We start from the raw sequence: 24,297 nt of genomic DNA, 5'->3' as shown, positions 1-24,297 counted from the left end.
TCGCGCGCGACCCCCTACCAAGGTCGGGGTCGGACCCGCCGCGCGTCCGATGCGCGCCCGCGCGCGATCCGGCAGGCTGGGCGCCATGATCACAGTCGAAGGACTCACCAAGACCTACGGTGCGTACACCGCGGTCGACGACGTCAGCTTCGTCGCCCAGCCAGGCAGGGTCACAGGTTTCCTCGGACCCAACGGTGCAGGGAAGACCACCACCATGCGGATCATGGTCGGGCTCACCCCGGCCTCCCGCGGCCGGGTGACCATCGGGGGCCACCCCTACCGCGAGATCCCGAACCCGGGGCGCCACGTCGGCGTCCTGCTCGACGCCTCGGCCCAGCACGCGGGCCGCACCGGTCGCGAGATCCTCGCGCTGGGCGCCCGCACGATGGGCCTGCCCTCCTCGCGCGTCGACGAGATGCTCGCGCTGGTCTCGCTGACCGACGACGAGGCCAAGCGCCGGCTCAAGAACTACTCGCTCGGCATGAAGCAGCGCCTCGGCATCGCCCACGCCCTGCTGGGGGACCCGTCGGTGCTGATCCTGGACGAGCCGGCCAACGGCCTGGACCCGGCGGGCATCCGGTGGATGCGCACCCTGCTGAAGGGGTACGCCGACCGCGGCGGCACCGTGCTGCTCTCCAGCCACCTGCTGCACGAGGTGGAGATGATCGCCGACGAGATGATCCTCATCGGCCGCGGCCGGATCGTGGCCCAGGGTGACAAGAAGACGCTGCTCTCCGGTGACGGGGCCAACGCCAGCTCGCTGGTCACCGCCCTCGACAACGACGCGCTCGCTCGCGCGCTCACCGCCGCCGGCCACACCGTCGAGAAGGCCGGCGAGGGCCTGCGGGTGGGCACCGACACCACCACCGTGGGCCGCACCGCACTGCAGGCCGGTGTGGTCCTCACCGACCTCCGCTCCGGCTCCGCCGGCCTGGAGGACCTCTTCCTCTCCCTCACCGCCGACACCCAGCGCGAGGGCCACGCCGGCCCCGCGACCGTCCCTGCGACCCAGCCGGGAGGCACCGCATGAGCACCCCCACCCCCTCCGCCCCGTCCACGGGCTACGCGCCGGTGCGTCCCCTCGACGTCACCGGCACCGCACCGATCCCCTTCGCGCGCCTGGTCTCCGTCGAGCTGCGCAAGATGTGGGACACCCGCGCCGGGCTGTGGCTGCTGGGCTCGATCCTGGTGGTCACCGCCGCCTTCATGCTCATCTTCTTCTTCGTCGCCGACCCCGCCGACCGGCTCTTCGAGAACTTCATCGGTATCTCCGCCAGTCCCCAGGGGTTTCTGCTGCCGGTGCTCGGCATCCTGCTGGTGACCCAGGAGTGGGGCCAGCGCACGGCGATGGTGACCTTCGCCCTGGAGCCCTCTCGCGGCAAGGTCATCAGCGCCAAGGTCGTGGCGGCGCTGGTCTTCGGCGCCGCTGCGTTCGTGGCCGCGATCGCGATCGCGGCTCTCTTCACCGCCATCGGCGGCGCTGCCGACGGCTTCGGCGACCTCACCGTCTGGGTCTTCGGGCTGTTCTTCCTGCTGCAGCTGCTGACCATCATCCAGGGCCTGGCCTACGGCCTGCTGCTGCTCAACAGCCCAGCCGCGATCGTCACGTTCTTCGTGGCGCCGATCGCCTCGACGATCGTCTTCAACCTCGTCCCCGGTCTGCGCGACGCCGCGCCCTGGTTGGACCTCGGCACCGCCCAGCAGCCGCTCTTCGAGCTCGGGGGCGGGGAGTCCCTCACCGGTGAGCAGTGGGCCCAGCTCGGCACCACGACGCTGGTGTGGATCCTCATCCCGTTCGCGCTGGGTCTCGTCCGCGTCCTGCGGGCCGAGCTGAAGTAGCCGACGCCCGTCCCACGACGACGTACGACGCCGGCGGCCGCGCACCCGCGGTCGCCGGCGTCGTCGTCGGTGGATAGCCTCGCGAGCATGACTGCTGCACCGCGCGAGGACGGCCGCGCCGACGACGAGCTCCGCCCCATCACCATCACCCGGAACTGGCTCGACCACGCCGCCGGGTCGGTGCTGGTGGAGTTCGGGAAGACCAAGGTCCTGTGCGTCGCCTCCGCCTCCGAGGGCGTGCCGCGCTGGCGCAAGGGCTCGGGCCTGGGCTGGGTGACCGCGGAGTACGCCATGCTCCCCGGCTCCACCCACACCCGCTCGGACCGCGAGTCGGTCAAGGGTCGCATCGGCGGCCGCACCCACGAGATCAGCCGGCTCATCGGCCGCTCGCTGCGCGCCGTCATCGACTACGAGGCGATGGGGGAGAACACCATCCAGCTCGACTGCGACGTGCTGCAGGCCGACGGCGGCACCCGCACCGCCGCCATCACCGGCGCCTACGTCGCCCTCGCCGACGCCTGCGCTTCGCTGGGCCGCACCGAGACCCTCACCGGGTCGGTGGCCGCGGTCTCGGTCGGCATCATCGACGGCGTCCCGCGCCTGGACCTGCCCTACGTCGAGGACGTCCGCGCCGAGACCGACATGAACGTCGTCATGACCGGCACCGGCTCCTTCGTCGAGGTGCAGGGCACCGCCGAGGGCGCGGCGTTCTCGCGTGCCGAGCTCGACGCGCTGCTCGGCCTGGCCGAGAAGGGCTGTGCAGACCTGACCCGGCTCCAGCAGGAGGCCCTGGCTCGTGGCTGACCCGATCCGGGTCTTCCTGGCCTCGCGCAACGCCAAGAAGCTCGCGGAGATGCAGCGCATCCTCGCCGAGCACGCCTCCGGGCTCGAGGTCGTCGGGCTCGACGACGTACCGGCGTACGACGAGCCGGTCGAGGACGCCCCCGACTTCGTCGGCAACGCGCTGCTCAAGGCGCGCGCCGGCTGGCGGGCCACCGGCCTGCCGTCCGTGGCCGACGACTCGGGGCTCTGCGTCGACGCGCTCAACGGGATGCCGGGCGTGCTGTCGGCGCGCTGGTCGGGCCGATCCGCCGGGTCGAAGGAGGGGCAGGACGACCGCAACAACCGGCTGCTGCTCGAGCAGCTCGAGGACGTGCCCGACGAGCGCCGGACGGCGTACTTCACCTGTGCCGTGGCGCTGGTGCACGGCGACACGGACGAGGAGGAGCTCGTCGTGACCGGCGAGATGCCGGGCTCGGTGATCCGCGAGGTGCGCGGCGACGGCGGGTTCGGCTACGACGTGCTGTTCGTCGCCGACGAGCGACCGGGCCTCACCACCGCGGAGCTCTCGCGCGAGGACAAGGACGCGATCTCCCACCGGGGCCGGGCCCTGCGCGAGCTCGGCCCGCTCCTGGCGGCGCGGCTCGGCGCAGCGGGGGAGCGGGCGTGAGGCCCGCTGCCCGGCTGCGCTGGCTGCTCGCCCAGCTCCTGCTGCGGCTCTCCCGCTGGCGCACCACCGGTGAGGTCCCGCGCAAGGGGATCCTGGTCGGCTCCCCGCACACCTCCAACTGGGACTGGGTCCTCACGATGCTGCTGGCGTGGGACTCCGGCGTCACGATCCGGCTCCTGGTCAAGCAGGAGTTCTTCAAGGGTCCGGTCGGCTGGCTGCTGCTGCGCACCGGCGCCGTGCCGTTGGACCGGGCCGACCCCGGCGCCACCATCCGCCGGCTCATCGAGGACTCGGTCACCGACGACACCTTCCTGCTCGGCATCGCCGCCGAGGGCACGCGCAGCAAGGTCGAGTACTGGAAGTCCGGCTTCTACCGGATCTCCCAGCAGACCGGTCTCCCCATCACCCTGGCCTTCGTCGACGGCCCGTCGCGGACCGTCGGCTGGGGGCCGACGTTCCCGCTGACCGGCGACGTCCGTGCGGACATGGACCGGGTGCGCGCCTTCTACGCCGACAAGACCGCCATCCGCCCCGCGCTCCAGTCGGTCCCGCGGCTGCGCGAGGAGGACCAGGACTGAGGCCCTGCGAGGGTGCCGAAGGCGGGACTTGAACCCGCACGCCCAGTGGGCACATGAACCTAAATCATGCGTGTCTGCCTGTTCCACCACTCCGGCTCGCGGAGGGAGTCTAGGCAGCGCCCGCGGGCCGTCGGTCGCTCGCCCTAGAGTCGCCCCATGGACGAGCGGCGGCCGTGCGGCCGGTCGGGATCAGCCGGGCGTGCCGACGTACGGCAGGACCGGGCGGCACTCCACGGGTCGCGCGCGCCGGGGCGCGAGCGCGTTGAGCATCAGCTGGGCGGTGGTCGGCGAGGCCACGACCTGGAAGTGCTCGGAGAGGTCGACTGGGCAGATGTCCTGCAGCACGTGGTTGCGCATGCCCTCCTCGATGCCGGAGGTGTACGGCGTCACCAGCTGGTCGTACTCCGTGACGATGTTGGTGTAGTCCACGCCCGGGACGGCCGGCCCACCGCCGCGGCGCATCTTCCGCCAGAAGTCCGAGCCGGCCAGCAGCTGCGGGCCGGAGGCGAAGAACGGCGCGAAGACCGCGTCGACCACGGGTCCCAGCCCGAAGGCGCGGGCGGTGGTGCTCAGGGTGTCGAGCCCGGCGGGGTTGGTGCCGCTCCACAGCGGCGCGATGGCGACGTAGCGCCGGATGAACTGCCCGCCACCGAGGAACTTGGCGTAGTAGTTGGGGACCACCGTTCCCTCGGAGTGGCCGACGATGTCCACCTCCTCCGCGCCGGTGGCCGAGCGGACCCGGGCGACGAACCGCCTCAGCTCGCGGGCGCTGCGCTGGATGCGGGTCAGCCCGCCGAACTGGTCGAGGCCGGTGGGCTGGGAGGGCGAGACGCCGTAGGTGAGCGCGAAGACGCAGTAGCCGTTGTTCTTCAGCAGCGGCGACATGGTCTGCCAGTTGGTGTTGCGGTTGCCGAGCAGGCCGTGCACCAGCACGACCGGGCGCGGGTTGCGCCGCGTCGGGCGGCAGTCCCAGTCGTTGGCGCCCGGCGGGGAGGCGTCCAGCTGTGTCCCCGCGAGGATCGCGGACGTGAGGAAGGTGTACGGCACGGGCAGCTCCTCCTCGGCGGAGGCGGGCGCGGCCGCTGCCGGCAGGAGGCCGGCGGTCAGCAGCAGGGCCACCAGGGCGAGGCCGACGCGACGAGGAACGACTGGGACGCTGGTCACACCGCATGGTCGCAGACCCGGCCGACCGTGCGGCCGGTCGTCCGCCTCCGGCAGCAGGCCCGGCGATGAGCGCCGACGGCGTGGTGCCGGCGCCGCCCGTGCGTGTGCCCGGTGACGGGGTGCTGCTGCGAGAGGTGCGCGAGGACGACCACGCACGGGTGCTGGAGGCCTTCGGCGACGGGCGGACGGCGTTGTGGAACCCCGGCCCCACCACCCTGGCCGGGGTCGAGGAGTGGGCGCGGGGCCGCAACGACTGGGACGGCACGCACGCGTCCTGGCTCGTGGCCGACCCCCACACCGACGACGTGCTCGGGGCGGTGTCGCTGTTCAAGATCGACCTGGACCAGGGCGACGCCGAGGTCGGCTACTGGGTGGCGCCCTGGGGCCGGGGTCGCGGCGTCGCGGCGAGCGCGGTGCGGTCGGCGGCGGCGTACGGCTTCGGGGCGCTGGTGCTGCGGCGGCTGCACCTCTTCCACGCCGTCGAGAACCCGGCGTCGTGCGGGGTCGCGCGCAGGGCGGGCTTCCTGCTGGAGGGGACGCTGCGCGAGTCCTACCGGTACGCCGACGGCCGGTTCCACGACGAGCACCTGCACGCCCGGCTGGCGACCGACTGATCGGGGCCGGGGTGTGCCGCGGACGCGGACGCTGCGGCTCAGATCCCGCAGTGGGGCGCGAAGAAGGCCCGCAGGTCCCCGCGCACCTCGTCGGAGATCGGCAGGTGGAAGGACGCGTCCTGCGGCAGCCCGGGTGCGAGGAGGTGGACGGGGAACAGCGTGCCCACCTTGTCCTCGGCCAGGGCGTGCGCGTCGCACCGGCTCGGGGTGATCTCCAGGACCTCCTCGTAGGTCGCGCCGGCCTCCAGCCGCAGCGGCTCGACGTCGGGGAAGAGGCCCGGGGTGCCGGCCACCGTGAACAGCACGGTGCTCTCGAACCCCGCGAAGGCGACGTCCGGGCGCTCGCCGGTCGCGCGGATGCCCACCGGCAGCAGGAAGCGCGAGGCACGACCGGTCCCGACCACCTCGTGCCGGCCGAGCTCCAGCCGCGCTGCCTCGACGAAGGTCTGCTCGGCGCAGTCGCGGTCCATCAGCTGGCCCACTGAGCCGTAGAGGTCGGTGGCGGTCGACGTGGAGCGCACCCAGGGGCCCTCGCCGAGCCGGTAGGTGAGGGTGACCTCGGCGTCGGAGCCCTCGCCGCAGCGGGTGGGCGGCAGCTCGAGCTCGAGCTGCAGCTGGTGCTCGAAGGTCTCCTCGCCGGTCCAGGTCACCGGGTCGAAGCGCTCGGAGGCGACCTCGGCGCGGGCCACGGTGACCGTGCCCTCGGCGTCGTCGAGGACCTGCACGGTGATGGTGCGGCCGAGGCGGAGGATGCGGTTCTGGTCGAGGTGGAGGACCAGACGTCCCGGGTGCGCCACGTCCTCGGGTGCGCCGGTGGAACCGGACGCGGCGGGTCGCGCGTCGGGCTCCGCGCCTCCGCACCCGGCCGCGAGGAGTGCCAGGGCGGGCACCGCCAGCACGGCAGCCGCCCACCGGCGTACCGGTGGGCGAGGGTGCCGGGGCAGCGTGCGGCGCACCCGACCCACGCTAGCCCCCGCCCGACCCTGGCGGGGTCCGCTCAGGCGTCGAGCCCGAGGTCCTTGCGCAGCTTGGCGACGTGGCCGGTGGCCTTGACGTTGTACTGCGCGACCTCGATCGCCCCCTCCTCGTCGACGACGAAGGTGGAACGGAAGACGCCCTGGACGACCTTGCCGTACATCTTCTTCTCGCCGAACGCCCCGTAGGCCGTCATGACCTCGCGGTCGGGGTCGGAGAGCAGCCGGATGCCCAGCGACTCCTTCTCGCGGAACTTCCCGAGCTTCTCCGGCTTGTCCGGGGAGATGCCGAGCACCTCGTAGCCGGCGGCCTGCAGCGACTCGAGCGAGTCGGTGAAGTCGCAGGCCTGCTTGGTGCAGCCGGGGGTCATCGCCGCGGGGTAGAAGTAGACGATCACCTTCCGGCCGCGCAGCGAGGACAGGCTCACGTCGGCGCCGGTGTCATCCGTGAGGGTGAAGTCGGGGGCGGTGTCGCCAGGGCTCAGGCGGGGGGTCTCGCTCATGCGCGTGACCTTAGCCAAGGACACCACCCGGGCAGGGGCGTCGGGGTTGGTAGGTTGCTGCGCGTGAGTCCGGACCCCAGCGCCCTCGAGCGCGAGATCGAGGAGACCCGCGAGCGCCTCGCGGGCACCATCGACCAGCTCCTGCACCGCGCCAGCCCCAAGACGATCGTCGGACGGGAGATCTGGACGATCAAGGCGCACTACGTCGACGTGCAGACCGGTCAGCCGCGCACCGACAACATCCTCAAGACCGTGGGTGCGGTCGCCGGGGTGGTCGTGGCGTTCGTGCTGGTCCGCAAGATCACGAACTAGGCGGGTCGGCACCGTGGGTGACGGCACCCCGATCAAGATGCTGCACGACCGCGTGCTCGTCGAGGTCGACAAGGAGGCGGGGGAGCGTCGTTCCTCCGGCGGCATCGTCATCCCCGCGACCGCCGCCATGGGCGCCCGGCGCCTGGCCTGGGCCAGGGTCGTCGCGGTCGGCCCGCACGCCCGAGCCGTGCAGGCCGGCGACCGGGTCCTCTTCGAGCCCGACGACAAGTCCGAGGTCGAGGTCCACGGCGAGCTCTACGTCGTCATGCGCGAGCGCGACGTCCATGCCGTCGCCGCCGAGCGGGTCGGCGACCAGGCCACCGGCCTCTACCTGTAGTCGCGGCAGGAGATAGTCCGCACGCCCAGGCAGGTCTCACGCGCGTGAAACCTGCCGAGGCGTGCGGACTATCCCCGCTCGCGGCCGCCGACGTACGCCGCCGACCACCGGCCCCGCGCACACCACCGCGCCCCGGGCGACACGGTGGTCACCCGGGGCGCGGTCCGGCGCACTCCCTCCCCAGAGGTGCGTCGTGCTCCCGCGCCGCCCCCACGGGGCGCGGGAAGGTCGGTCAGCGGACCCGGACGGTGAGGACCTCGCTGGTCCAGTCGCCGGTGACGAGGCGGTAGCCGACGGTGCCGCGCTTGGTCTGCTTGGGGTAGGTCACGGTGGCGGTGCCGTCTGCGGTGGCGACGGTGCCGACGGTGCTCCAGGCGCCCTTCCGCAGGCGCTGCAACTCCAGGGACCGGCCATCGAGGCCCGTCACGACGATCGTGTCGGCGCCGAGCCGCTGGCCGCGGGACAGCGTGATGGTGCCGGTCCGGTAGCCGGTCACGAGGTCCGCGGCGGGCTCGGCGGGCACGGTGCCGGTCCCGCTGTCGTCCCCGGTGCCGGGCTTGACCACGGCGTACCCGTTGCGGGTGCCGGTGGTCGGCGACGGCTCGCCGAGGGCGCACTCGACGGCGCCCTGCCAGTGGTAGTTGGTGCCGCCGACCTGCGTCCAGACCACGGTGTACGACGCCACGTCGGCCGGCCACAGGCGGTGCTGGCTGTAGACGAAGGCGGTGGTGCCCGACCAGGTGCCTTGGTCGAGGTGGTAGTTCAGGGTGATCTCGCCCCGGTCGGTCAGGAGGCGGATGTTGACGTCGTTGGACTGGCCCTCGGGGATGTTGCTCGGGTAGGCCACGACCAGGCCGTCACAGCCGGGGGTCTCGTAGGCCCAGTCCCAGTCGAAGCCGCCACCCGGCGTGGTCACCGGCGGGTTCGGAGTGCTCTCGGGCTCCTCGGGCTCCTCGACCGGCTCCTCGGGCGTCTCCGGGTCGACCGGCTCCTCGGGGTCGGTCGGGCCGACGGGCGGCTCCTCCGGGTCGGTGGGCTCCTCGAGTTCCGTCGCGACCGGCGCGGTGAAGAGGGTGTAGTGCGTGAGGTTGCCTCCCTCGGTGTGCCGCAGCACCAGGGAGCTCACGGGGGTCGCGAGGACGACGGTCTCCGGGGTGCCGGTGGTGCCCTTCAGCCCGGCGGACTTCACGCAGTAGCCCGTGATCACCTGGCCGGCGGGTGCCTCGACGAGCAGGGAGTCGGAGCTGCCCGGGACCGGACGGGCGCCAGGGCAGTTGCCCTGGCTGCTGTCGCCCGGCGCGGCATCGGCCGCGGTGGCCCCGGCCACGAGGCCGCCGACGAGGACGCCGGCGACGGCGGTGGTGGCGAGGAGGCTGCGAAGGACCATGGGAGGACCGTGGCAGCGGCCAGCGACCCTGGGAAGGGACTTGGGGAGACCTTGAGCCGCCGTGCGGCAATCTTGAGGGTTCCTTGAGCAAACCGGCTCCCGAGCCGTCGTCCGGCCCTCGCCGGCCGAGCGCGCGGCGTACGCCGCGCCGTTCGCTCCCGGCCCGACTGATCGCCCGTGTCCCCGCAGCGCAGGTCCAGCCGCACGCGCGGCTCGTGGGCAGCCCCTTCGTGCAGGAGGACTGCGGGCCCGAGCTGGCGCGACGGGTCGTGGAGCTGGTCCGGACCACCGGCTGAGGCCTGCACCACCGGGGCGTGACCTCCCGGTGCGGCGCTCGTTGGTCCGAGCACACCGCACCAGCGCCTGGAGGGAGGCCCGCGATGAGCAGCACGGTCACGATGGCCACCCGCACCGTCGAGGTGTCCGGTGCCTGGGCCGGCGGCACCTGGATCGACGCCGCCGTGCTCGCCCACGCGCACCGCTCGGCCCGAGGTGGCTTCGACTTCACCGTCCGCTCCGCCGAGGTCGCCGACGCGCTCGTCGCCCACGGCCTGGCCTCCCGCGTCGACGGCCGCACCCTGCGGGGCAGCGCGACGGTCGTCGACGTGTGCGACGTCGCCCCGCCGCGTCGCCCCCAGCCCGAGCAGACCGTGCAGGCCGCTCGCGAGGTCCGCGGCTGGTGCAGCTCCACCCACCACGTCGAGCCCGTCCGCGCGGTCGTCGAGGGTCGTCGCGGCCGCTCCGCCGAGGACCCCTGGGCCGAGGACGTCCGGCTGTGCGGGCGGTGCGCCGACCTGCTGGGCGACGCCGGCTTCTTCCAGGTCGCGTGAGGCCGGCCGTGCTGCCCTCGATGTCGCTGGACTCCTTCCACACCGCGCACCTCGACCCCGCGAGCGGCTACGGCCTGGTCGTCTGCCCCCGGCCCGAGGACGACGTGCTGCTCGACGGCAGCTCGCTGCACGTCGCGGCGTGGGACCACGCGTGCCAGTCGCTGGCCTCCCTGGGCTGGGGCCCGGTCCGCGACGACGCCGGCTTCCTGTCCTACCTCGGCGCCACCGTCGACGGCGGCCTGGTCGTCGAGGCCCGGTCGTTCCGGTCGCCCGCGCAGCCGCCCGACGGCGACACGCTCCGCACGTTGTACGACGCCACCGGACTGGTCACGCGGGCCGTCCGTCCCCGGCGCGGCTGAGCGTCCCCGACCCCGCCCGCCGACGCTGCGGCCGTCAGCGCCGGCTGCGCAGCGTCTCGCCGGTCCACAGGGCCAGGACCACGAGCACCGGCTGGAAGAACAGCCGCACGAGCCGCTTGGTGTCGGTGTCGAGGCCGAAGGCGTCGGTGCCCTCGACGTACTGCGCGACGTTGCCGGGGAAGATGGCCACGAAGAAGGCCGCCAGCAAGCCTCCGACGAGCGGACGGCGGGCCCGCGGCGCGGCGATGAGAGCAGCACCCAGGCCGATCTCGACGACGCCGGAGCCGAGGACGGTCAGGTCCTCCTCGACCGGGAACCAGTCCGGCACCTGGGCCTGGAACTCGGCCCGCGCGAAGGTGAGGTGGGCCGTGCCCGCGAAGACCATCGCGGAGCCGAGGGCGAGCCGGGTGAGGGTGCGTACGAGGGTCACGCGGCCAGTCTGCCCGGCGGCGTACGACGCCGGGCCACCCCTCGGTCCGGGCCCGGGCCCGGGCTCAGACGAGCGCGCTGCCGTGCACGACCTGCAGGCGCAGCGGCGCGATCGTGGCCAGCACCCGGGTGACGAGCTCGTCGGCGACCTCGAGCGACTCCAGGACGTCGACGAGGTGGGCGACTGTCGCGTCGAACATGGCGTCGGTGATGTGCAGTCCCGCGTGCGCCTCGTGCAGGTCGCGGCCGACGTGGACCAGTCCCGAGCCCAGGGCCGCGGACAGGAAAGAGGTCATGTGGCTGCGCAGCCGCAGGAGGTCCACCCCGTCGAAGACCGGCGCGATCCCGGGGTCCTCGAGCAGGCGGGCGTAGAGCCCGCGCACGGCGAGCTCGATGGCGTCGCGCCCGCCGAGGTGGTCGTACAACGTCGGATCCATGACGGACCTCTCCCTCCTGGGCCGTGCGGCTCCCACCGCGCGACCTCCTCGGTGCGCGACCCACGGCCACGCACCTGCTCCCACGCACCAGTGCAGCACAGCCGTGCTGCCCGGGGGGCCGGAACAGCGCCGTGGACCGCAGCGGTCCGGACCGGTGGCGATCGGCCACGGGAGCCAGGCCCGGGAGGGCCCGGGAACGGCGAGAGCCCCAGGTCGTCGACCTGGGGCTCTGCGGTGGTACGCCATCAGGGACTCGAACCCCGAACCCGCTGATTAAGAGTCAGCTGCTCTGCCAATTGAGCTAATGGCGCCCGGTGAAGCGACGTGAACGTTACCAGCGGGCGGCCTCGGCGAGAAATCGACAGCGGCCGACGAAGGCGCGGCGGTGGTCACATCGACTCGAGCACCGCCTGCGCGGCGTTGTGGCCGCCCAACCCCGAGACCGCGCCGCCGCGACGCGCGCCCGACCCGCACAGCAGGACACGCTCGTGGTCGGTCTGCACGCCCCAGCGCGCCGCCGGGGAGTCGAGCAGTGCGCGTGGTGATGCCCACGGCCACTCGAGATCGCCGTGGAAGATGTGACCGCCGGGCATGGCGAGGTCGGCCTCGATCTCCTGGGGGATCTTCGCCTCGATGCAGGGCCGGCCGTCGGCGTCGGTGGCCACGACGGAGGCGATCGGGTCGACCAGGTGCCGGTCGAGCTCGGCCAGCGCCCGCTCGACGGCCAGGGCCTTGCGCTCCTCGCGGGTCGTCGGGTCGTCGAAGAGCGTGGAGGGCGTGTGCAGCCCGAAGTAGGTCAGCGTGTGCGTGCCGTCCGGGGCGTCGCCCAGGATCGAGGGGTCGGTCAGCGAGTGGCAGTAGACCTCGCCCGGCATCGTGGTCGGCACCCGACCGGCCGCCGCCTCGGCGTACGCCCGCTCGACCTCGGAGTAGTCCTCGCCGAGGTGGAGGGTGCCGGCGAAGGCCTCGGAGGGGTCCACGCCCGAGCGGAGCCGGGGCAGGCGCTCCAGCAGCAGGTTGATCTTCAGTTGGGCACCGACCGGCTTCTCCGGGGCCTCGCCCTCACCCAGGAGGATCCGCAGCACCCACGGGGCCACCCCGGAGAGCACCTGGCCGGCGGTCACCGACCGGGTCCCGGAGGGGCCGTGCCAGGTCACCTCCGCCCCGTCGACGCCGGGCGTGATGGCCGAGACACCGGCCTCGGTCAGGACCTCGGCCCCGGCGGCGGTCGCCGCGCGCAGCAGCCCGTCGGTCACCGCGCCCATGCCGCCCACGGGCACCCGCCACTCCCCGGTGCCGTTGCCGACCAGGTGGTAGAGGAAGCAGCGGTTCTGCACCAGCGACGGGTCGTGCAGGGAGGCGAAGGTGCCGATGAGCGCGTCGGTCGCGACCACGCCGCGGACGGTGTCGTCGCGGAAGCGCCGCTCCACGGCCTCGCCCAGGGGGCGCTCGACGAGGTCGCGCCAGATGACCGGGTCCACCCGGCCGCGCAGGTCGGCCTCGGAGGGGAGCGGCTGCAGGAAGGTCGGCGCCAGCGCCTCGGCGAGGGTCCCGACCTCGGTGTAGAAGCGCTGCCACGCGGCGTACTCCTCCTCACCGCCCGTCAGCGCCGCGAAGGACGCACGCGTGCGGGGACCCTCGGGTCGCTCGACGTGCAGGCCGCCGGGCACACCGTCGCGCAGCGTCGGGGTGTGGGAGGCGGTGCGCCGCGAGACGAGCGCGACGTCCAGGTCGAGGTCGGCCATCAGCTCGTCGGGCATGACCGAGACGAGGTAGGAGTAGCGCGAGAGCCGGACCGGGTGGCCCCGGAAGGCCTGCGCGGAGATCGCTGCGCCACCGGTGTGGTCGAGCCGCTCGAGCAGCAGGGTGGAGACCCCGGCCCGGGCGAGGTACGCCGCGGCCACCAGGCCGTTGTGACCGCCGCCGACGACCACGACGTCGTAGTGGCTCCGTGCTGGGTTCCCGGTGCTCATCGCGCCAACCTAGCCAGTGCCCTCCGGCGACGGGCAAGCCGCACCGCCCGGGGCGTCGGTGATGGTGCCGGTTGCGGCGAGGTGCTGTCATAGGGGTGCGCGGTGGGCGCAGCGGGGAGAGGGAGCACGGATGCTCAGCAGGTTGCGCAGCCCGGGAGGAGGGCCGGCGCCGGACCCGACGGTCCCCCCGCGGCTGCTGCACGCGTGGCGGCACTCCTGGCCCCTGCGTGCGGGCTCGCTGCTGCTCCTGACCGCCGTCACCGGCTTCTTCGCGGTCTCCGCGGCGCCCGACGACGGCAAGGTGATCGGTATCTGGCCGGTCGGCGCCGCCGCCGGCGCCCTGCTGTGGAGCCCACGCCGGGTGGCGCCCCGGCTGCTGGCGCCCGTGCTCGGCCTGGCCGTGGTCAGCGTCGGCCTCGGAGGTCGTCCGGTCGAGGTGGCGGTGGGGTACGCCGTCACCATCACCGTCGAGGTGGCGCTGGTCTGGTGGCTGCTCTCCCGCGGCCGGAGCCTCACCTGGCGGTTGCGCGACGACGGCGACCTCCGGCGCTGGGTCGTGACCTGCTTCCTCGCGGGTGCTGTCGGCGCCGCGGGTGGCGCCCTCACCTCGTGGCTGGTCGACTACGGCGACCCGGCGTACGTCGCCCTGGGGCTGGGCACCGCCCACCTGGCCTCCCACCTGGTGCTGACACCGCTGTGGGCGCAGCTGCCCCAGCACTCCGACATCGCAGGGCGCGGTGAGCACCTGCTGCAGTGGGCCAGCATCGCCGTCGCCGCGCCGCTGGTCTTCTGGCCGGGCGACCTGCCGTCGGTGGTGTTCGTGCTCATCCCGCTGCTGGCCTGGAGCGCCCTGCGCATCGGCGCACGCGAGGCGCTGGCGCAGATGGTGCTGCTGCTGGCCTTCGCCGTGCTGCTGACGAGCGACGGGCACGGGCCGTTCGCGGCGGCGCCGGAGCTGCACGACCTCCCGCGGGACATGCGCGGCGTGCTGCTGGCGGCGTTCGCCGCCGTGTGTGCGCTCATCGTGGTGCCGCTCATCCTGCGCGTGGGGGAGAGCGTCGAGGCGGCCCGCGTGGCCCGCGCCGAGCGCGACACCCTCGACAGGATCGTCAGCGGCACCACCGGTGTCGCGATCATCGGCGCCGACCGTGACAGCCGGATCACCCTCTTCAACCCGGGCGCGGAGCGGATGCTCGGCTACGCCGCGGAGGAGGTCATGGGGCGCAGCACCTTGATCTTCCACAGCCGCGAGACCATCGCGGCCAAGGCCGCCGAGCTCGGCGTCGAGCCGACGCTGCAGGCCGTCGCCGACCACATGCTCGAGCACGCGATGGCCGGTGTGGACATGGTCTTCATCCGCGCGGACGGGACCGAGCGCACGCACTCGATGACGCTGAGCCGGTTGACCGACGAGGCGGGTGAGGTCATCGGCTACCTCTCCACCTCCGAGGACGTCACCGACCGGGTCGAGGCCGAGGAGGCGCTCCGCTCGGCGCTGCAGCGGATGCAGGAGGTCGACTCGGTCAAGGACGCGTTCGTGTCCTCGGTCAGCCACGAGCTCCGCACCCCGATCACCAGCATCCACGGCTACCTCGAGCTGTTGCTCGACGGCGAGTTCGGCGAGCTCGGCACACCGCAGCACGGGGCCCTGGCCAAGGTGTCCCGCAACGCCGAGCGGCTGCTGGCGCTGATCGACGACCTCCTCACGCTCTCGCGGCTGCAGGAGGACGGGCTGAACCTGGCACCGCGGGTCGTGGACCTGCGTCAGGTGGTGACCGAGGCCTGCGGGGTGGTGGCACCCGCGGCCGAGACCGGCGGGCTCGACCTGGGGATCGAGCTGCCCGCGGACCCGGTGCCGTTCCTCGGCGACCGGGACATGCTGGAGCGGGCCGTGGTCAACCTCGTCGCCAACGCGGTGAAGTTCACCCCCGCCGGAGGCCGGGTCGAGGTCGGCCTGGGGACCGGCGGCGACGGCACGACGCTCCGGGTCAGCGACACGGGCATCGGGATCCCGGTCGCGGAGCAGGAGCTGCTGTTCACGCGCTTCTTCCGCTCCTCCAACGCCCAGCGCCAGGCGATCCCGGGCAGCGGACTGGGGCTGTCGATCGCCCACGCGGTGGTGCGCCAGCACGGCGGCAGCATCCGGGTGGCGAGCGCCGAGGGGGAGGGCACGACGTTCTGGGTGGAGCTCCCGGCGCTCGTCTGAGGGGCTCCGGGTGGTCCCGGTCCAGGGCCGGCCGCGGCCACCCTCCCGGAATATCCAACATTCAACTACCGTTGGACCCGGCAGATCATCGATCCCCTGCCCGAGAGGTGCCCACCATGCCTGCGATCACCGTCGACGACCTCACCGTCCTGCCGCGTCTGAAGGCGCCGGGGCTGGGGGACCAGCCGCGCCCCGTGTGGCAGCTCAGCACCGCCCCGCAGGGCTACGAGGGCGAGGGTTTCCCGGTCCGCCGCGCCTTCGCGGGCATCGACCTGCAGCACCTCGACCCGTTCATCATGATGGACCAGATGGGCGAGGTGGAGTACGCCCCGGGCGAGCCCAAGGGCACCTCGTGGCACCCGCACCGCGGGTTCGAGACCGTCACCTACATCATCGACGGCACCTTCGACCACCAGGACTCCCACGGCGGTGGCGGCACCATCACCAACGGTGACACCCAGTGGATGACCGCGGGCAGCGGCCTGCTGCACATCGAGGCCCCGCCGGAGTCGCTGGTGATGAGCGGTGGTCTCTTCCACGGCATCCAGCTGTGGGTGAACCTGCCGCGCTCGGCCAAGATGAACGCACCCAAGTACCAGGACATCCGCTCCCGCGAGGTCGCCCTGCTGGCCAGCGCCGACGCCGGCTCGCTCGTGCGGGTCATCGCCGGCTCGGTCGACGGCCACGAGGGCCCCGGCTCGACGTACACCCCGATGACGCTGGTGCACGCCACCATCGAGCCCGGCGCCCAGCTGGAGCTGCCGTGGACCGTCGAGCACAACGCGCTGGTCTACGTGCTCTCGGGCCGCGGCACCGTCGGTACCGAGCAGCGGCCGATCCGGACCGGGCAGACCGCGGCGATGGGCGCCGGTGACTTCCTCACGGTGGCCGCCGACCGCACCCAGGAGGGGCGCTCGCCGAAGATGGAGGTCATCGTCGTCGGCGGCCAGCCGATCCGCGAGCCGCTGGCCTGGGCCGGGCCGTTCGTCATGAACACCAAGGCCGAGGTCCTGCAGGCCTACCAGGACTTCCAGCGCGGGTCCTTCGGGCAGGTCCCCGCCTGACCGCTCCAGGACGCATCGAGCCCCTGACCCTCACGGGTCAGGGGCTCGTGCACATGGGGTGAGTGACGGGGCTTGAACCCGCGACCCTCGCGACCACAACGCGATGCTCTACCAGCTGAGCTACACCCACCACGGGCCGGCAGGGCCGGACCGGGGATGAGTGTAGGGGACTAGGGGGCAGTCACCGAATCCGACGCCACCTCTGCGTCGGCGGTCGGCTGGCCCAGGCCGGTCAGCGCGCCACCGTGCCGGGCAGCGATCGCGCGCGAGGTGTCGGTGTCGGGGCCGGGGGTGGCCACGAAGACCGCCTCGCGGTAGTAGCGCAGCTCCTCGATCGACTCCTGGATGTCGGCCAGGGCGCGGTGGTTGCCGCGCTTCTCGGGCGCCGCGTAGTAGGCCCGCGGGAACCACCGGCGGGACAGCTCCTTGATCGAGGAGACGTCGACGATCCGGTAGTGGAGGAAGCCCTCGAGCTCGCGCATGTCGCGGGCCAGGAACGCCCGGTCGGTGGCGACGGTGTTGCCGGCTAGCGGGGGGCGGCTGCCGTCGGGGCAGTGCTGGCGGACGTAGTCGAGGACCTGGCGCTCGGCCTCGGCGAGGTCGAGGCCGCCCTCGAGCTCCTCGAGCAGGCCGGACTTCTCGTGCATCTCCCGCACGAAGGGGATCATCTGCTCCAGCGCCTCCGCCGGGGGGCGCACGATCACGTCGACGCCCTCGCCCAGCACGTTGAGGTCGAAGTCGGTGACCAGTGCGGCGACCTCGATCAGGGCGTCGGTGCCGAGGTCGAGCCCGGTCATCTCGCAGTCGATCCACACCAGTCGGTCGGTCATGGGGCCACACCCTACGCGGGGTCCTCTCAGCGCTGTTTCAGCCCGACCTCCTACCCTCGGAGCCATGTCGAAGAACTCCCGCGCCCGAGCCGAGGAGCGCGCGGCCCGCGCCCAGGCCGCCCGCGAGGCGCAGAAGGCCGCCGAGCGTCGCCGCACCATCCGCTCGGTCACGCTCGTCGTCGTCGCGATGGTGCTCATCGTGGGAGCCGCGTTCCTCTTCGTCCGCGCCACCGACGGCTCCTCGGACGTCACCGCCACCCCCGCGGGCAGCAGCGAGTACGGCGTGACGATGGGCGACCCCGACGCCCCGGTCGACGTCATCGTCTACGAGGACTTCCTCTGCCCGTTCTGCGGCGACCTGGAGTCCGCGAGCCGTGAGCCCTTCGAGGAGCTGGCCGCCGACGGCGAGGTGCTGGTGGAGTACCGCCCCTTCAACCTGCTGGAGCGGATCAGCGACTACAGCCCGCGGGCGGTCAACGCCTTCGCGGTCGTCCTGACCGAGTCCGGCCCCGAGGTCGCCAAGACCTTCCATGACCTGCTCTTCGAGAACCAGCCGTCGGAGTCCGGCCCCTTCCCGGACAACCAGGCGCTGCTGGACCTCGCCGTCGAGGCGGGCGCCGAGGAGTCCGAGGTCTCCGAGGGCATCCTCGAGGAGACCATGCGCGACTGGGTGGACGCCGCCACGCAGGCCGCCCAGGAGGCCGGCGTGCAGGGCACCCCGACCGTGCTGGTCGACGGCCAGGTCGTCCAGGGCTCGCCCGAGGAGATCATCCAGGCCGTCCGCGACGCGGTGGCCTGACACGTGGCCGTCGACCCCGCCTTCATCGCCGCTCTGCCCAAGGCCGAGCTGCACGTCCACCACGTCGGCTCGGCCTCGCCGCGGATCGTCTCCGAGCTCGCCCGGCGCCACCCCGGCGTCGTGCCGTCGGACCCCGAGGAGCTGGGCCGCTTCTTCGAGTTCCGCGACTTCGCGCACTTCATCGAGGTCTACCTCGCGGTCGTCGACCTGGTGCGCACCCCCGAGGACGTCCGGGTGCTGACCTACGAGGTCGCCCGCGAGATGGCGACCGGCCAGTCGCTGCGCTACGCCGAGCTCACGTGCACGCCCTACACCTCGGTACGCCCGCACGAGGAAGGCGTGGGGATGCCGATCGAGGCCTACACCGAGGCGCTCGAGGACGCCCGGGTCGCGGCCGAGCGCGACTTCGGCCTCGTGCTGCGTTGGGTCTACGACATCCCCGGCGAGGCCGGGCTGCCGGCGGCCGACGCGACGCTGGACTACGCCCTGCGGCACGGCGGCGACGGGCTCGTCGGCTTCGGCCTCGGCGGGCCCGAGATCGGGGTGCCGCGGCCCCAGTTCCGCCCGCACTTCGAGGCCGCCCGGGCCGCCGGGCTGCGCTCGGTGCCGCACGCGGGGGAGACGACCGGGCCGGGCACGGTGTGGGACGCCCTGCAGGAGCTCGGTGCCGAGCGCATCGGCCACGGGACCAGTGCCGCGCAGGACCCCGCGCTCCTCGCGCACCTCGCGGAGAGCGGCGTACCGCTGGAGGTGTGCCCGTCCTCCAACCTCGCGACCCGCGCGGTCGCGCGGATCGAGGAGCACCCGCTGCCGCGCTTCGTCGAGGCCGGGGTGACGGTGGTGATCGCCTCCGACGACCCGCCGATGTTCGGCACGACGCTCAACCGGGAGTACGAGATCGCCGTGGACCTGCTCGGCCTCGACGAGGAGGGTGTCAAGGAGCTCGCCCGCACGTCGGTGCGCGCCTCCTTCGCCCCCGACGACGTACGCCGTCGGCTGCTCGCCGAGATCGACGCGTACGCCGGCTGACGGGCGCCGGTGCCGGTCAGACGTGAGTGACGAGCGCCACCGGGTCCTGGCCACGCGGAGGCCGAGGTGCCGGTTCGGTGGCCAGCACGAGGTGCTCCAGCGGCACGGTGAAGTGGCCGAGGAAGCGGCCGTCCAGCGGGGCCGGTGCGCCATCGGCGCCGCGGATCTGGGAGGCGTGCGCCCGGATGGCGGCGAGCTTGGTCTCCAGGGACGCCTCGTCGAGGCGCAGCACGGCCATCTGCTCCCACGGTGCCTCGTCGGGCTGGAGCCGGTGCCACATCAGCAGCGGGTACTCCACGAGCCGGGCCCCGCTCGACGCGGCCACCCGGGCGGCGGCCCGCCCGGCGGCGTCGTGGTCGGGGTGCCCGTCGCGGCGCCAGGGTGCGACCAGGAGCGTGCCGTGGCCCTCGCCGACGATCTCGCCGAGCGCGGCGACGACCTCCTCCTCGACGTCGGCCACCCCGCCGTCGGGCGCGCCGAGGAAGACGACGGGGGAGCCCGGTGCGAGCAGGTCGACGGCTGCGTCCATCTCGGCGAGGCGCCGGGTGGCCAGCGAGTGCCGGGAGCAGTGCTCGGCAGGCGGGTGCGAGGACTCCCCGGCGGTGAGGAGCACGAGGTAGACGCCGATCCCGGCCCGGTGGGCGTGCGCGATCAGCCCGCCGACGCCCAGGCTCTCGTCGTCGGGGTGGGCCGAGACGACCACGAGGCGCTCCCACGCCTGCCCGCCCGTCCGCAGGTCGAGGGCCGGACCCCGTCCCCACGAGGGGGGGTGCTGTTGCCAGTGCTGGGGCACGAGTCGTCCCTTCGCCCGAGTCCCGCCGACGACGGGTGGCCCGAACCTACGTCCCGGTCCTCGGCCCAGGTCCATCCGACGGGGTGAACGAGTGTGCACGCGACGTGCACGGCGACCCCTATCCTGCGGACGTGCCCGCCGCTCCCGGCGCCGACAGCGCCCGCGTCATCGAGAACCTGGTCCACACCTATGCCGAGCGCATCGACGCCGGCGACCTCGACGGGGTGGCGGAGCTGTTCACGCACGGCCGCATCCACGGGGTCGAGGGCGGCGGACCGGAGACGGTCTTCGAGGGGCGCGACGCGGTGCGCCGCCTGTACGCCGCCACCACCCGCGTCCACGAGGAGACCGGCACGCCGCGTACCCACCACGTCACGACCAACCTCATCCTCGAGGTCGACGACGAGTCCGGCACCGCGACCTGCCGCAGCCGCTTCACCGTCCTCCAGGCGACCGAGGCGCTCGCCCTGCAGCCGATCATCGCCGGGCGCTACCACGACACCTTCCACCGCATCGACGGCTCCTGGTGGTTCGAGAGCCGCACGATGCACGTCGACCTGGTCGGGGACCTGTCGCACCACCTGCTGATCTGAGCCGGTCCGCGGTCACGTCCGACCCACTGAACGAGGCCGACCAGGCCCACCCCTGCGCCGCCGCGTCGTCCGCAGCCGATCAACGTGGGAGGTCACCGCGAGCAAACGCAGGCGCAGTCCGCGACGTGAGCACCCCCGGCAGGACTCGAACCTGCGACCAAGTCATTAGAAGTGACTCGCTCTATCCAACTGAGCTACGGAGGCTGGGGACCAAAGCCTAAGTCCAGGACCAGACCAACAGACGGGTAGGCCGCTAGTCTCGGCACATGGTGAGCCGCCACCACACCAAGGACAAGGGGGACTTGGGGGTCGCCAAGGTGCACGCAGACCTTGCCGGGTCCGGTCACGCGATCCTTTTCCCCGTCACGGAGCACTCGGCCTTCGATCTCGTCGCCTACAAGGCCGGCGCCTTCGTTCGAGTCCAGGTGAAATACCGATCCGCCCGGGCAGGAGCGCTGACCGTGCACTTCCGATCCTTGTGGGCCGACCGCCACGGCACCCACACGAGTCCGATGGACAAGAGCGAGGTCGACGTGGTCGCGATCTATTGCCCGGACACCGATGGTTGCTACTACGTGCGGCCGAGCGAGCACGGGCAGTCGATCACGATTCGTGTGCTGCCCGCCCGCAACAACCAGGCGAGGGGCGTCATCCACGGCTCAGCACTGCGCACCCTGCCCGAGTAGCTGAGTTCGCTGCAGCAACGGAAGCAGTCGCCGAGGGGTGTCGCCGGCTTTCGGTGGGTACGATCCGCCCGTGACCCAGGAAGCCCCCACCTCGGGTGCCTCGGACCGACGTCTGAGGTTCCTCGTCGTCGACGACACCGAGGACATCCGTGAGGTCATGACCCGGATGGTGCACCGCCAGGGCCACCAGGCCGACGAGGCCGCGGACGGGGTCGAGGCCGTCGAGGCGCTGCAGCGGGACCGCTACGACCTGATGCTGCTCGACCTGTCGATGCCGCGGATGACCGGCGAGGAGGTCGTGCGCTGGGTGCAGGAGCACCCCGAGCACGCCCACGGGGTGCGGATCGTGGTCGTGAGCGCCTGGGCCGGCGACAAGCGGCCGCTGCTGCAGGAGCTGGGCATCCACGACGTGCTGCCCAAGCCGCTGCGCCGCCAGCAGCTGGAGGAGCTCATCACCGGGGTGCTCGGGTCCTGATTCCCTGGCGGCGGTCTGGACCGGCGGGATAGTCTCCGCGCACCGGGGTACTGGGAGGTCTCCGGCCCGGGTCCGACGTCTGCGGCCCCGGCACTCACAGGGGAGGAAGTACGCACATGATCGCGAAGCTCCGTGCACGTCGCGCCGCTCGTCAGCTCACTGCCGTCTACGCGTGGCGCCCCGGCCCCTGAGGCCGGTCGACACCGCAGGTGATGCCGTAGGCGACACCCGGGCGCTCGGGCGCCTCGGTGCCGTCCTGGCTGCGCGCGGCCGACCCGGTCCCGTCCTCCTCGGCCCCCACGGGCCGCACCTCGTGACGACGAACGCCGACACCCGGCGCGTCCTCACCGACACCGACTCCTTCGTCTTCCCCGTCGACGTCTCGCGCCGCGCCACCTCTGGCCCGCAACCCGTCCTGCCGCGTCTGCGCCCCGACCAGGTCGCCCGGGGGCTGACCACGTTCGAGTCCGAGCTGGTCCTGGCCTGCGCCGCCTGGGACGACGAGGCCGAGGCCGAGGCGATGGCGGTGCTGCGCGCACCGGTCGCCCGGTCCACCACCGATGCGGTCCTCGGGCCGCTCGCCACCCGCGACCGGGACCGGGTCGCCGAGCTGGTCCTGGCCTGGGTCGACTCCCTCGGCCCGGTGATCGCCGCCGACCGGCCGCCCGCGCGATGGAGCCGCCTGCGGCGCGCGGAACGCCGCGCGCGCCAAGCGCTCGAGGGGGCGCTCGCCGACCTCCACGTGGAGCGCCCACCGGTCGCCGCGGTCGAGCTCGCCGCCGGGGTCCAGGTCCCGATCGCGGCCGGCGCCTGGTTGCTGGTCCTGCTCGCCGAGCACCCGGAGGCGGCCGCGCTCGCCCGCGACCACGACCTCTGCGCCGAGGTCGTCTGGGAGGTGCTGCGCCTGCGCCCGCCGACCTGGGTCAGCGCGCGGATGACCACCCGCGAGGTCGCGGTGGGTGAGGGCCGGGTCCCCGCGCACGCGGTCGTCCTCGTGAGCCCCCTGCTGCTGGGCCTCGACGACGCGCACGTGCCGCCGGGCACCAGCGCCACGGCGCAGTTCGACCCGGTGCGGTGGTCCGGCACCGACGTACGTCCGGGGGCGTGGCTGCCGTTCGGGGCCGGACCGCACGCCTGCCCGGGTCGGAGCCTTGGCCTGGCCCAGCTCACGGCGCTCGCGCGGTGGGCCCTCGAGCGGCGTGTCACTCTCGTGACACCGGCACGGATCGACCAGACTAGGGGCATCTTCCCGTCGCCGGCGCGCCTGCGCTGCCTCCCGGGCCCACCGCCACTCGAGGAGTGACGTGACCGCCGCACCGCCTGAGGGCCTCCAGCAGCTCGACGAGGGACCCGTCTCCGCGTCGGCGGCCGCCCTGTCCCGGCGGATCCTGTCCTTCCGCGACCCGGTCGCGGCCGCCTGCGAGCTCGTCGCCCAGCACTTCCTCGCCTCCGACGAGGTCGAGATGGTGGTCCTCGCGCTCACGCTCACCCCGCCCGACGACCAGACCGGGTGGGCCCGGTTGGGCGACCGGGTCTGGCTGCGCGAGTGGCTGGTGCCCGGCTCGCCGTGCCGGTCCGCTCCCGGCGGGGAGGGCCCCGAGGGCGCGCTGACGATGCCCTACGTCTCCCAATGGGCGCGCGACGAGATCGTCGCCGTCCCCGACCGCGACCGGCTCCCCGTCGCCGGCGCCCGCGACCGCGAGGAGCTCGAGGCGTGCGGCACCGCCGCGCTGGTGACGTGCGCGCTGCAGCGCGGCGAGGTGATGTACGGCTCGTTCTCCCTCGCCCGCAGCACCCCCGGCCCCTGGTCCGACGGGCTCCTGGCCGACTACCGGATGGTCGTCGCGGCACTGTCGGCCCTGCTGGGGCACCAGCACGACCAGCGGCTGCTGCTCGACGCGGTGGCCGTGGGCGAGCGGGCCCACACCCGTCAGCAGCAGCTGGTCGCGACCGTGAGCCACGAGCTGCGCACTCCGGTCTCCACGATCATCGGGTACGCCGAGCTGCTGGCCGACGAGGCCGAGCAGCAGCCGCCGGGCGACTTCGCCGCCGGGGTGGCCCGCGATGCCGGTCAGGTCCTGGCCGTGGCCGAGCACCTCCTGGCCGTGGTCGAGGACCTCCTCGGCACCGCCCGGGTGCTCGGCAGCGAGGACAACCGCGTCCCGGTCGACGTGGCCGGCGCCGTCGCCGACGTCCTGCACTGGCACCGGGTCCCCGCGGCCCGCGCCGGTGTGACGCTGACCAGCACGGTGCCGGACGGGCTGGCGGCGCTCGCCCGTCCTGCCGGGCTGCGGCAGGTGCTGGCCACCCTCGTGGGCAACGCCGTCGTGCACAACCGCCCCGGCGGCAGCGTCGAGGTGGGCGCCGAGCCCATGGTCGGCGAGGGCGGTGAGGCGCGGGTGCGCCTGGTCGTGAGGGACACCGGGCTGGGCCTGGACCCCGAGCAGCTGCGCGAGGCCTTCGAGCCCTTCGTCCGCTTCCACCTCGAGGTGCCCGGCACGGGGCTCGGCCTGCCGCTCGCGCGGACCGTCGCCGAGCGCGACGGGGGCTCGATCGGCGCCGAGTCGGTGCCCGGGCGCGGGTCGGCCTTCTGGATCGACCTGCCGACGGCCTGACCCGCCCCCCGTCGTACGACG

At 73.4% G+C, this 24,297-nt stretch carries 30 protein-coding genes and 4 tRNA genes; 20 read left to right on the top strand and 14 right to left on the bottom strand.

Translation table 11 applies throughout. The annotated features are described in order from the left end of the window. Nucleotides 1–85: 85 nt before the first annotated feature. The 5 genes from ACYVID_RS00365 to ACYVID_RS00345 all read left to right on the top strand — a co-directional run bounded on the left by ACYVID_RS00365 (nt 86) and on the right by ACYVID_RS00345 (nt 3,867). Nucleotides 86–1,030 carry an ABC transporter ATP-binding protein gene (locus ACYVID_RS00365; protein WP_460733324.1) on the top strand — a complete coding sequence of 315 codons (945 nt, stop codon included), beginning with the start codon at nt 86–88 and terminating at the stop codon, nt 1,028–1,030. Further along, nucleotides 1,027–1,839 (top strand): ABC transporter permease, encoded by an 813-nt coding sequence (locus ACYVID_RS00360; protein WP_460733322.1) that lies wholly within the window; start codon nt 1,027–1,029, stop codon nt 1,837–1,839. Before ACYVID_RS00365 ends, ACYVID_RS00360 begins: the two co-directional genes overlap by 4 nt. A gap of 87 nt (nt 1,840–1,926) precedes the next feature. After that, the gene (rph, locus tag ACYVID_RS00355; protein WP_460733320.1) at nt 1,927–2,643 is read left to right on the top strand and encodes a ribonuclease PH; all 717 of its coding nucleotides are present in this window, start codon (nt 1,927–1,929) and stop codon (nt 2,641–2,643) included. Then, nucleotides 2,636–3,289 carry an RdgB/HAM1 family non-canonical purine NTP pyrophosphatase gene (gene rdgB / locus ACYVID_RS00350; RefSeq protein ID WP_460733318.1) on the top strand — a complete coding sequence of 218 codons (654 nt, stop codon included), beginning with the start codon at nt 2,636–2,638 and terminating at the stop codon, nt 3,287–3,289. The genes rph and rdgB overlap by 8 nt, the downstream gene beginning before the upstream one ends. Continuing rightward, nucleotides 3,286–3,867 (top strand): 1-acyl-sn-glycerol-3-phosphate acyltransferase, encoded by a 582-nt coding sequence (locus tag ACYVID_RS00345; RefSeq protein ID WP_460733316.1) that lies wholly within the window; start codon nt 3,286–3,288, stop codon nt 3,865–3,867. The genes rdgB and ACYVID_RS00345 overlap by 4 nt, the downstream gene beginning before the upstream one ends. 13 nt (nt 3,868–3,880) lie before the next feature. On the opposite strand, the gene ACYVID_RS00340 is transcribed toward ACYVID_RS00345, so the two are convergent. Both ACYVID_RS00340 and ACYVID_RS00335 read right to left on the bottom strand, forming a co-directional pair. After that, nucleotides 3,881–3,963: transfer RNA gene (locus ACYVID_RS00340), tRNA-Leu, on the bottom strand. Nucleotides 3,964–4,056: 93 nt separating this feature from the next. Beyond that, entirely contained in the window at nt 4,057–5,031 is a 975-nt protein-coding gene (locus ACYVID_RS00335) for a lipase family alpha/beta hydrolase (RefSeq protein ID WP_460733314.1), read from the bottom strand. A gap of 65 nt (nt 5,032–5,096) precedes the next feature. On the opposite strand from ACYVID_RS00335, the gene ACYVID_RS00330 reads away from it, so the two are divergent. Continuing rightward, on the top strand, nt 5,097–5,645 hold the full coding sequence (locus ACYVID_RS00330; protein WP_460733312.1) for a GNAT family N-acetyltransferase: 549 nt from the start codon (nt 5,097–5,099) through the stop codon (nt 5,643–5,645). A gap of 38 nt (nt 5,646–5,683) precedes the next feature. Here the strand turns inward: ACYVID_RS00330 and ACYVID_RS00325 are convergent, their stop codons facing one another. Together ACYVID_RS00325 and bcp are read right to left on the bottom strand one after the other, a co-directional pair. Next, nucleotides 5,684–6,601, bottom strand: coding sequence for a hypothetical protein (locus ACYVID_RS00325; protein ID WP_460733310.1), 918 nt, complete (start codon nt 6,599–6,601; stop codon nt 5,684–5,686). Nucleotides 6,602–6,642: 41 nt separating this feature from the next. Beyond that, on the bottom strand, nt 6,643–7,122 hold the full coding sequence (gene bcp, locus ACYVID_RS00320) for a thioredoxin-dependent thiol peroxidase (protein WP_460733308.1): 480 nt from the start codon (nt 7,120–7,122) through the stop codon (nt 6,643–6,645). Between the two features lie 63 nt (nt 7,123–7,185). On the opposite strand from bcp, the gene ACYVID_RS00315 reads away from it, so the two are divergent. Continuing rightward, the gene (locus ACYVID_RS00315; RefSeq protein ID WP_460733306.1) at nt 7,186–7,434 is read left to right on the top strand and encodes a DUF3618 domain-containing protein; all 249 of its coding nucleotides are present in this window, start codon (nt 7,186–7,188) and stop codon (nt 7,432–7,434) included. Between the two features lie 37 nt (nt 7,435–7,471). Next, nucleotides 7,472–7,771: a GroES family chaperonin gene (locus ACYVID_RS00310; RefSeq protein WP_300644986.1), complete on the top strand. Its 300-nt coding sequence runs from the start codon at nt 7,472–7,474 to the stop codon at nt 7,769–7,771. A 232-nt stretch (nt 7,772–8,003) separates the two neighbouring features. On the opposite strand, the gene ACYVID_RS00305 is transcribed toward ACYVID_RS00310, so the two are convergent. Next, nucleotides 8,004–9,158 carry a hypothetical protein gene (locus tag ACYVID_RS00305; RefSeq protein WP_460733304.1) on the bottom strand — a complete coding sequence of 385 codons (1,155 nt, stop codon included), beginning with the start codon at nt 9,156–9,158 and terminating at the stop codon, nt 8,004–8,006. An 83-nt stretch (nt 9,159–9,241) separates the two neighbouring features. Between ACYVID_RS00305 and ACYVID_RS00300 the strand changes: the two genes are divergently transcribed. The 3 genes from ACYVID_RS00300 (at nt 9,242) to ACYVID_RS00290 (ending at nt 10,347) form a co-directional block, all read left to right on the top strand. Beyond that, complete coding sequence (locus ACYVID_RS00300) at nt 9,242–9,454, top strand: hypothetical protein (RefSeq protein WP_460733302.1); 213 nt, start codon at nt 9,242–9,244, stop codon at nt 9,452–9,454. A gap of 84 nt (nt 9,455–9,538) precedes the next feature. Further along, nucleotides 9,539–9,988 (top strand): hypothetical protein, encoded by a 450-nt coding sequence (locus tag ACYVID_RS00295; protein ID WP_460733300.1) that lies wholly within the window; start codon nt 9,539–9,541, stop codon nt 9,986–9,988. After that, nucleotides 9,985–10,347, top strand: coding sequence for a hypothetical protein (locus ACYVID_RS00290; protein ID WP_460733298.1), 363 nt, complete (start codon nt 9,985–9,987; stop codon nt 10,345–10,347). Before ACYVID_RS00295 ends, ACYVID_RS00290 begins: the two co-directional genes overlap by 4 nt. Before the next feature lie 34 nt (nt 10,348–10,381). Here ACYVID_RS00290 and ACYVID_RS00285 read toward each other — a convergent pair whose 3' ends face one another. The 4 genes from ACYVID_RS00285 to ACYVID_RS00270 all read right to left on the bottom strand — a co-directional run bounded on the left by ACYVID_RS00285 (nt 10,382) and on the right by ACYVID_RS00270 (nt 13,186). Next, on the bottom strand, nt 10,382–10,732 hold the full coding sequence (locus ACYVID_RS00285) for a DoxX family protein (protein ID WP_460734017.1): 351 nt from the start codon (nt 10,730–10,732) through the stop codon (nt 10,382–10,384). Nucleotides 10,733–10,841: 109 nt separating this feature from the next. After that, nucleotides 10,842–11,213 carry a group I truncated hemoglobin gene (locus ACYVID_RS00280; protein ID WP_460733296.1) on the bottom strand — a complete coding sequence of 124 codons (372 nt, stop codon included), beginning with the start codon at nt 11,211–11,213 and terminating at the stop codon, nt 10,842–10,844. Between the two features lie 235 nt (nt 11,214–11,448). Beyond that, nucleotides 11,449–11,524: transfer RNA gene (locus ACYVID_RS00275), tRNA-Lys, on the bottom strand. 78 nt (nt 11,525–11,602) lie between these two features. Beyond that, entirely contained in the window at nt 11,603–13,186 is a 1,584-nt protein-coding gene (locus ACYVID_RS00270) for a phytoene desaturase family protein (protein WP_460733294.1), read from the bottom strand. A 130-nt stretch (nt 13,187–13,316) separates the two neighbouring features. Between ACYVID_RS00270 and ACYVID_RS00265 the strand changes: the two genes are divergently transcribed. Together ACYVID_RS00265 and ACYVID_RS00260 are read left to right on the top strand one after the other, a co-directional pair. Continuing rightward, nucleotides 13,317–15,392 (top strand): ATP-binding protein, encoded by a 2,076-nt coding sequence (locus ACYVID_RS00265; protein WP_460733292.1) that lies wholly within the window; start codon nt 13,317–13,319, stop codon nt 15,390–15,392. A 116-nt stretch (nt 15,393–15,508) separates the two neighbouring features. Next, nucleotides 15,509–16,456 (top strand): pirin family protein, encoded by a 948-nt coding sequence (locus tag ACYVID_RS00260; RefSeq protein ID WP_460733290.1) that lies wholly within the window; start codon nt 15,509–15,511, stop codon nt 16,454–16,456. Nucleotides 16,457–16,510: 54 nt separating this feature from the next. Here the strand turns inward: ACYVID_RS00260 and ACYVID_RS00255 are convergent. Continuing rightward, a tRNA-His gene (locus tag ACYVID_RS00255) sits at nt 16,511–16,586 on the bottom strand. Between the two features lie 40 nt (nt 16,587–16,626). Next, nucleotides 16,627–17,286, bottom strand: coding sequence for an oligoribonuclease (orn, locus tag ACYVID_RS00250; RefSeq protein ID WP_460733288.1), 660 nt, complete (start codon nt 17,284–17,286; stop codon nt 16,627–16,629). A gap of 64 nt (nt 17,287–17,350) precedes the next feature. On the opposite strand from orn, the gene ACYVID_RS00245 reads away from it, so the two are divergent. Continuing rightward, nucleotides 17,351–18,085: a DsbA family protein gene (locus tag ACYVID_RS00245; RefSeq protein ID WP_460733286.1), complete on the top strand. Its 735-nt coding sequence runs from the start codon at nt 17,351–17,353 to the stop codon at nt 18,083–18,085. 3 nt (nt 18,086–18,088) lie between these two features. After that, a complete protein-coding gene (locus tag ACYVID_RS00240) occupies nt 18,089–19,114 on the top strand; it encodes an adenosine deaminase (protein WP_460733284.1) in 1,026 nt (341 codons plus the stop codon). Between the two features lie 16 nt (nt 19,115–19,130). Here the strand turns inward: ACYVID_RS00240 and ACYVID_RS00235 are convergent, their stop codons facing one another. Next, complete coding sequence (locus tag ACYVID_RS00235; RefSeq protein ID WP_460733282.1) at nt 19,131–19,817, bottom strand: PIG-L deacetylase family protein; 687 nt, start codon at nt 19,815–19,817, stop codon at nt 19,131–19,133. Between the two features lie 221 nt (nt 19,818–20,038). On the opposite strand from ACYVID_RS00235, the gene ACYVID_RS00230 reads away from it, so the two are divergent. Beyond that, nucleotides 20,039–20,500, top strand: a complete 462-nt coding sequence (locus ACYVID_RS00230) for a nuclear transport factor 2 family protein (RefSeq protein WP_460733280.1) — start codon at nt 20,039–20,041, stop codon at nt 20,498–20,500. 130 nt (nt 20,501–20,630) lie between these two features. Here ACYVID_RS00230 and ACYVID_RS00225 read toward each other — a convergent pair. After that, nucleotides 20,631–20,704 (bottom strand) — tRNA-Arg (locus ACYVID_RS00225). 62 nt (nt 20,705–20,766) lie between these two features. On the opposite strand from ACYVID_RS00225, the gene ACYVID_RS00220 reads away from it, so the two are divergent. Then, nucleotides 20,767–21,186 carry a group I intron-associated PD-(D/E)XK endonuclease gene (locus ACYVID_RS00220; protein WP_460733278.1) on the top strand — a complete coding sequence of 140 codons (420 nt, stop codon included), beginning with the start codon at nt 20,767–20,769 and terminating at the stop codon, nt 21,184–21,186. Between the two features lie 70 nt (nt 21,187–21,256). After that, nucleotides 21,257–21,661, top strand: coding sequence for a response regulator (locus tag ACYVID_RS00215; protein ID WP_300644918.1), 405 nt, complete (start codon nt 21,257–21,259; stop codon nt 21,659–21,661). A gap of 166 nt (nt 21,662–21,827) precedes the next feature. On the opposite strand, the gene ACYVID_RS00210 is transcribed toward ACYVID_RS00215, so the two are convergent. Further along, nucleotides 21,828–21,962 (bottom strand): hypothetical protein, encoded by a 135-nt coding sequence (locus ACYVID_RS00210; protein ID WP_460733276.1) that lies wholly within the window; start codon nt 21,960–21,962, stop codon nt 21,828–21,830. A gap of 12 nt (nt 21,963–21,974) precedes the next feature. Here ACYVID_RS00210 and ACYVID_RS00205 point away from each other — a divergent pair, with 12 nt between their 5' ends. Both ACYVID_RS00205 and ACYVID_RS00200 read left to right on the top strand, forming a co-directional pair. Beyond that, the gene (locus ACYVID_RS00205) at nt 21,975–22,964 is read left to right on the top strand and encodes a cytochrome P450 (protein ID WP_460733274.1); all 990 of its coding nucleotides are present in this window, start codon (nt 21,975–21,977) and stop codon (nt 22,962–22,964) included. Nucleotide 22,965: 1 nt separating this feature from the next. Next, nucleotides 22,966–24,276, top strand: a complete 1,311-nt coding sequence (locus ACYVID_RS00200) for a sensor histidine kinase (protein ID WP_460733272.1) — start codon at nt 22,966–22,968, stop codon at nt 24,274–24,276. Nucleotides 24,277–24,297 lie beyond the last annotated feature (21 nt).

It is taken from the genome of Nocardioides ginkgobilobae (assembly GCF_054781275.1).
The sequence above is the reverse complement of the archived record's forward strand: the minus strand, read 5'-3'. Positions and strand labels throughout refer to the sequence as shown.